Origin of the sequence: uncultured Gimesia sp., from assembly GCF_937919775.1 — a bacterium.
Lineage (GTDB): Bacteria > Planctomycetota > Planctomycetia > Planctomycetales > Planctomycetaceae > Gimesia.
This window is the reverse complement of sequence record NZ_CALFPF010000817.1, coordinates 1-6,818: the sequence shown is the minus strand read 5'-3', so window position 1 is coordinate 6,818 and position 6,818 is coordinate 1. Positions and strand designations below refer to the sequence as shown.

The 6,818-nt window shown below is 48.9% G+C and carries 7 protein-coding genes; 2 read left to right on the top strand and 5 right to left on the bottom strand.

Features of this window, described 5'->3' with window-relative positions:
• Positions 1–612: hypothetical protein (locus tag Q0294_RS23305; RefSeq protein WP_299470271.1), on the top strand; the 612-nt coding region annotated here is incomplete at its 5' end.
• A gap of 338 nt (positions 613–950) precedes the next feature.
• On the top strand, positions 951–1,688 hold the full coding sequence (locus Q0294_RS23300) for a hypothetical protein (protein ID WP_299470270.1): 738 nt from the start codon (positions 951–953) through the stop codon (positions 1,686–1,688).
• 31 nt (positions 1,689–1,719) lie between these two features.
• On the opposite strand, the gene Q0294_RS23295 is transcribed toward Q0294_RS23300, so the two are convergent.
• The 5 genes from Q0294_RS23295 to Q0294_RS23275 form a co-directional block, all read right to left on the bottom strand.
• On the bottom strand, positions 1,720–2,886 hold the full coding sequence (locus Q0294_RS23295; RefSeq protein WP_299470268.1) for an acyltransferase: 1,167 nt from the start codon (positions 2,884–2,886) through the stop codon (positions 1,720–1,722).
• 198 nt (positions 2,887–3,084) lie between these two features.
• On the bottom strand, positions 3,085–3,786 hold the full coding sequence (locus Q0294_RS23290; RefSeq protein WP_299470266.1) for a family 16 glycoside hydrolase: 702 nt from the start codon (positions 3,784–3,786) through the stop codon (positions 3,085–3,087).
• Between the two features lie 125 nt (positions 3,787–3,911).
• The gene (locus Q0294_RS23285; RefSeq protein WP_299470264.1) at positions 3,912–4,199 is read right to left on the bottom strand and encodes a hypothetical protein; all 288 of its coding nucleotides are present in this window, start codon (positions 4,197–4,199) and stop codon (positions 3,912–3,914) included.
• A 171-nt stretch (positions 4,200–4,370) separates the two neighbouring features.
• A complete protein-coding gene (locus Q0294_RS23280) occupies positions 4,371–5,456 on the bottom strand; it encodes a hypothetical protein (RefSeq protein WP_299470262.1) in 1,086 nt (361 codons plus the stop codon).
• Positions 5,457–5,545: 89 nt separating this feature from the next.
• On the bottom strand, positions 5,546–6,427 hold the full coding sequence (locus tag Q0294_RS23275) for a DUF1853 family protein (RefSeq protein WP_299470260.1): 882 nt from the start codon (positions 6,425–6,427) through the stop codon (positions 5,546–5,548).
• Positions 6,428–6,818: the final 391 nt, after the last annotated feature.

Sequence of the window (6,818 nt, the reverse complement as noted above, 5' to 3'; positions counted from 1 at the left end):
ACGGGTAAGATTAATTTTCTCTACTACACCAAAGCGGAACGACTCTGGTTGATTCAATACTTTCGAGACCATTTTCCAGAAAACCAGCAGCAGAACTGGCCACTGTTCTGTCTGAAGATTGCACTGCCGCTATTGAAGCCAAAGCAAGACAAGCCTCGCGAGCCGGGTCCGGATGATGTGCTGCATACCCGCAGGAACTGGGACAGATTGACCACCATCATAACCAGTATCACAGCATTGATCGGCATCTACACAGCCTGGGGCCTGCAAAAACCGGGTTATCTGTTCTTGCCCCTGCTCCCTCTTTGCATGTGGGGCTTTCGTTATACCGTTCCGAAAGAGGGAATCTTCGTGAGATCGACCAGTGCAGACAAAGAGCTCATTTATCTGCTTTGGTGGACTGGTGCTGCAACCACGATCTTATTCCTGTTGATCTTATTAGATTATCGTGGATTCATTTTTCCGACAGGAATGGTCATCTGGGCTGCCCCGTTTTTCTGGTTCTTAATCAAATCAGAACGAGAGGAGAAAAAGAAAGCGCTCGTCGAAGCAGAACGGGCGATCAAGGAATGGGAGACGGAAGTAGCGCTGCGTTTCCCATCTACAGATTAAATCAAGTATAGATCATCCGGTTCCAATACTGTTTGATTCCCATAGAATCCACGATTGAAATGAACACAAAACCTTCTTCACCAGATCCGGCAGAAACAACAAAGGTGAGCCGCGTCTTTCGGCCGCCCAAACGGACCCGTAATGAAGCGATCCTGTTGTTAGTCTCTTTTACTTTCGGCTTCTCTGGCTTCGGAGTAATGCTATTTCTGGAGGCACCACCAGACCGCCGTCTCTTTGCGATACCGATTGCTGCACTCCTTTTGCTGTTCCCAGGGGGAATCTCAATTTGGGGCTTGTTGATTTACCGCAGGGCCTTCCTGTCTCTCCAGAATGGCACAGTGATCTCCCAGCACTTGTTTTCCCGACAACAGTTGCAGTTACAAGATGTAGTAACAGCACGCTGGCGTCTGATGCCGCTGGTAGGTCTCAGTTTGAGTACAGCAAAAGAGACTGTGGTCGTTGATTTGAATTATTTTCAGCGCGAAGACCAACTCTGGCTGATCCAGTATTTTCGCAACCAGATTCCCCCAGACAGGCAACAGGACTGGCCTCGATTCTGTTGGTTGATCGCGATGCGTTTAAAAAGACAGTCTCAACCCAAAACGGAAGTTTCCGGCGCACATGAAATACTGATCACGCGCCGCCGTTATGATCGAATTGCCATGCCCTTGACCATTATCTCTACTCTGACCGGAATCGGCCTGGCATGGTGGTTACAGAATCTCGGTTTTCTAACGCTTCCATTTTTTATACTTAGTTTCTGGTTACTCATGCGTTTTCAGACTCCGAAAAAGGGCTACGTTCAACCGCGTATCTGGGGCGATAAAGATAACAGGGACACATTGATACTCATAAGCGTACTCGGTCTGACAAGCATGCTCTATCTGATTGCACGAAAGCTCGACGCCCCGGAACCAACAACGTTTCTCTGGTTTTGTTCTTTCCTTGTACTCTCAGCGATTGCGTTCACCCCCTATCTGATGCGTTCTGAGCGGGAACGTAAACAGCGTGAAACAACCAGACTGGAAGAGGCGATGCGGGAATGGGACGCTGATCAAACAGCCGAGAACGCGTGAGGCACTGCTGCCCAGTCAGAAAGAAATCTTCCTACTTCCGCAGCAGTCGTACGCGTGCCGATGAGATTTCCAACAGGTTTGTTATTTTCGCTGCAATGAGCGCTCCGCAGCGGATCATCGGCAGTTCCACCCCATGATAGGAGAGCAGAGCCACATAATAAGTAAGGATGACGGAAGTGACCGCCAGCAGCAGACTCAGCAGGATTGGAAACGCGGCGGAGATATCGGGACTCACCAGCTGGAGTAAGCCCCAGGCCAGCCAATATAAAATGATGAAGTGATAAATGTAGAACGAATAGGAGATCTGACCGAGCTTGCGGATGATCGGTATATCTAAAACACGACCTAAAAAGACATCGACTTTTCCATCTGCCAGTATGGCAATGACCAGAGCAGCAGAGATCGCCTCAAGCAAAACGGCATAGAACAGGTTGGCAGGAGAGAATATCGATCGCGCACAAAGCAGACAAATCAGGCTGAGCGAGAGCATGCTATTCCAGACAGACTGTGCGACATACTGATTCAACGTCTCGATCAGTGTAGGCATGATAAGTCCCAGATAGAATACAAACCCGAACAGAAAACAAAGAATTCCGGATAACAGGAACGCAAACAACATCAGTATCAACAGCAGTATGAAATTCCCAGTGGCCGCTCTCTTACGACTCATCAGATAGAAAAAGGGAAAACCAAGTGACATGATCAGCTCCACTTTCAGTGTCCAGGCGATCTGATTCAGATTGGTTTCATACAGCGCATAATTAGCCAAAGCATTTTCCCAGGAAATCCCCTGCTGATACCAGGCCTGATACCAGAGCGACGTATTCGGAAATTTCTGGTAGGAATGAAAAAACAGAATGGAAATAATGATGCACGTCAGACAGACCAGATAAGCCGGATAGATGCGGCAGATGCGTTTCATATAAAACGCAAAGTAAGACAAGAACTGCCGGGGTTTTCGATCCAGTGAAAGCCCCAGCACATAGCCGCTCAATACAAAAAAAATGGTGACTGCTGCTCCGCCATTAAAAGGGATCAACAACAGCCTGGTGATGAATGCCTGTGTGCCCTGTGTCTCCCAAGGGCTCGTATCCCAGATCATCGGATTCTGGTCGACAGCGAACACGACCAGACAATGGCTGATCGCCACCATCAGCGCAGCGATGCCTCGCAGGGATTCCAGTTTCGTGATAAACATTCGTCAAATTCGCCAGATCTGTCCCAGCTGTTGCTACTTCAGAAAACATCCTCAGAGAGAGCAGGTGTCTGTTCACAGTCTACTCCCCCCAAAGGGGGATTTACAAAGAGAAAAACCACTGATTCACTGTGATAGTAAAGAAAGCCACTCAGACAGGCAATCAACCAGAGGAGGCTTTCTCTGCTGACAAAGGTGTATCTAAGGCACGCGCACTTTCACATTATCATAATGAATCGATTCTTTCGGCGTCACCAGGCCGATTTTGTCTTTGGTGGCGTGGGCGATGCCTTCCGAGCGGAGGGAGCCGATCAGTTTGCCGTCGATGAAGGCCTGCATCAGATCCCCTTTGATGCGCACGGTGACGGTGTACCATTTGTGCTGTTCGAGTTTGACCGGAAAGTCCGCCTGGGTCCGTTTCAGGATCGCCTGTTCTTCCGCAGTCAGTTTTTCTTTGGCCTGGCGTTTCTTGAAGATTTCGTTATTGAACACGCCGGTCTTGCCATCGCGCAGTGAGACTTTGCCGGGAGAGACCACCACCCGGCAGAGATGCCCCGCATGTGAGCCTTTGAACTTGTGCTGATTGAACGTCAGGTTGGTGGAAGGCGAACCCTCGAACTTGAGATCGACCGTCAGTTCCACATCGCTATAGGGCTCGGTCAGCAACTGATGCACGGCCGCGTGACCGCCGTCCTGTTCTTCAATTCCCACCAGCACGCCGTCTTTGACAACCGAGGAACTTTTATAAAGCGTCCACGGCTTGCCCAGCTTGTCCGCCGAAAAGTCGTCAGCAAAAAGCTGCTTCTGGTAATCGTCGGCCGGAATCGCTTCCGGAGCGCCGGCGAGGACAGGTAAAGCAAACGCGAGACAGGCAAGAGTCAGCAGGCAGTGTTTCAATGACATCGTGAGCACTTTCTTAGAACAGGAAACAGTCATACTGGATCCACTACGGACACCAAACAGGTTAATTTCGATCAGGTGTATTGTCAAACCTGAGAGCTTACAGGTGAGTTCGCACTCCTGTCGAATCAGTGTTTACTCAGTTCATACACATACAGAACCGGCATGACCAGCAGGAAGAACCAGCCAATCAGGTCCAGCAGTGACGGAGGCGAATCGCGGCGCAGGCCCCGCGTTAAGCCGGTGACAGACAAGGCCTCTTTTTTCCAGATGATGATCATGCCAGGCAGCGACATCAGCACTGCGAACGTCGCTTCCCAGAGCCGATTGTCAGAAAAATTGCCGATGGTCACTCCCAGAATGCCGTTGGCAATCACCACCAGTAACGTGATCAGTCGCTCTTTTGACAGCCCCATGTTGCAGCCTCTCCTCAGCGGAATTTTCCGTCTTCATCGATTGACTGACAACATGATATGATAATCGAGGACGGTCGCATATTCAGACTGGTCGAATCAGCGAGAAAGGTGAGAAAAGCGGGCCTGTAGGAAGACGGCAAGCGAGAGATTTTGACACACTCTCACGAAAGGTCACTCATTCTCGTCCATCATAATGGCTCGCGCTGGTAACGTGGCCTCAAGCTCACAGATTCCAGCCGACGTCACTTTTGTGTCATCAAGATCAATCACTTCCAGGTGAGGATGCCCGTGTAGAGGAACCAGACCCGCATCAGAGATCTGTGTCTTTTCCAACTTCAAATGCGATAATTTTATAAGATCGTTAAGATGAACCAGCCCGGCATCGCTCACTTGCGTTCCTGATAGATCAAGCCGTATCAAGCTTGAAATTAATTTAATATGCCTCATTCCCGTATCGTTGATTGGAGAAGCATTCAATCTGAGCCATAGGAGTTTAGGCAGATTTTTCAATTGTGATAAGCCTACGCCTGTCACGTGCGTATTATCCAGATTCAAAATCACAAGTTGCGGCATGTCTTTCAAATGAACCAACCCAGCATCACTGACTCGTGTCCCCTTAAGATTCAGAACTCGAAGAGTAGAACTATCATTGAGACCAGCCAATCCAGCATCTGTGACCGGATTTCCTTCCAGACTAAGCCTGGTTAAGTTAGAAAGTCCGTTCAACTGCTCCAATCCAGAACCAGTCACACACGAGTATTGGAGATCTATCGATTTTAGATGCGGGAGATCTGCCAGATACCATAGACCGGCGTCGCTAACCTTTGTATTCCACAACCAAATGTGCTTGAGTCTCCGAAAGTGTTTCAAGTGCGCCAAGCCTTCATCGCTGAGACCGGCTCCCTGTAAGTAGATCGATTCAAGATTCGGAAACTCATCCAGCCAGATCAGATCACTGTTCTGTGTGATCGTCAGACTAATAGTTTCAACATCATCAAAAGACTGAATCTGATTGTCTTCAGATGGATTATTTATGGCATCGCGCCAATCGAACGGTGAAACCGCCAGACTAAAATCAGGCTCGTTCCAATCAATCGTTCCATCTAATGAGGCGATATGATAAATGGTCCACAATCTCTGCACTACTGGTTTCAGTATAGGCATCAACAGCAAGGCCAAAGAAAGAAAAGCCAGTCCCCAGTACCGCTTACAGCGAACGAAACCACAGAGCGTCCCTTCTTCTGGTTTCCAACTCATCTGATTCCCAACCAGTAGCACATTGTATTTCGGTTACATACTGCTTGATGTAACGCCTGCAGTCAGGAACGGGATCAATCTATTTTTCATTAAATCTCCGGCCAGGAATCCGGGACGACGAAAACACGCTCGACTTCATGGCAGGTTATCTGTTGGCAGCTCAGCGCACTGATAAGAATGGGCCTGGTTTGTTCCTGAAAATGTGTTTTCAGTTGGCATTGTAATTCCACGAAGGAGAGCAGCCTCTCATCGGTCTTGCTGCAGAGAGTAGCCGATAACCAGTCTGGTTTTTCGCGGATCAGAAAGACGGGCTCTTCATGCTGCTCAGTGAGCCGGGATAATTCGGAGAGGTGCAGCCAGGTGCCTCGCGGATGCGTGGGGAAGAGTTTCTCCGGGAGTTGTGTCGGTGCACTGTGGTCGGGATGATAAAAGATCATGCCTTTGACAAACGCCTGACGACGGGTCACTTTGGGAAAGTGTGTCTGGCTTAACGGGAGCTGATACTCAAACAGCCGTCGCATTTTCCTTTCGAACGAATCCTTCACATTGGGTCCGATGAAATGGCTGTCAACGGGATTCACCTCTGGATAGTACAGATAAAATTTGACGGCGATTTCCCAGTGAGTCAACACGCCGACTTCGTCTTCAAACAGAACATCGATCTCGCCCACCGTCCGGCTTTCTTCAAAAACCTGCTGATGCCGGGCAATGATTTTCAGTTTGCGTATATGTTCCAGCCAATACAGGACCAGGCCTTCATAATATTGACCAATCCGAAAATGGGAATAAGGGGCAAGATAGTTCTCCAGATGTGGGACGTCGACGGCTTGAAAATCGGGAGTTTCGGGATGATCCTCATCTGCACTGGGCTGTGCGATTAACGATGGGCTGCTGATCACCCATTTTAAGTCGCGGAGTGTCTGCGATTCCGTTAAGTCGTTTGTTCGTGTCGTTTTCGGATGATATTGCATTGTGCCAATTTTAAATGAATTCGGATGGGATTGAGAGACAGAAAGTATACATTATCGGGAAGAAGCTGGAACCTTCTATTCTCACTACAACTAAACTAATTTGTTTGATCATGCTGCTTACATCACACGTTTCCACAAGAGATGCGGTGATACAATCGCTGTGATTGACTGTCACCAGTTGAAATGCAACACTTGTCTAAAGGCTGACTGTTTTTCGAGATCGGGGAGATGCAGACATGAAATGGAAACTTCTGCCTTACTGGATGCGCATGCCGGAGGACGAATTCATCGCCGGAATGAGGAAGAATGTCACCTTGTGGGATCGGTGGCGTTGGCTGATGATTCTTGCCTTGGCGATGATGCTCGCCTTCGGGGTCTGGATCATTCCTGC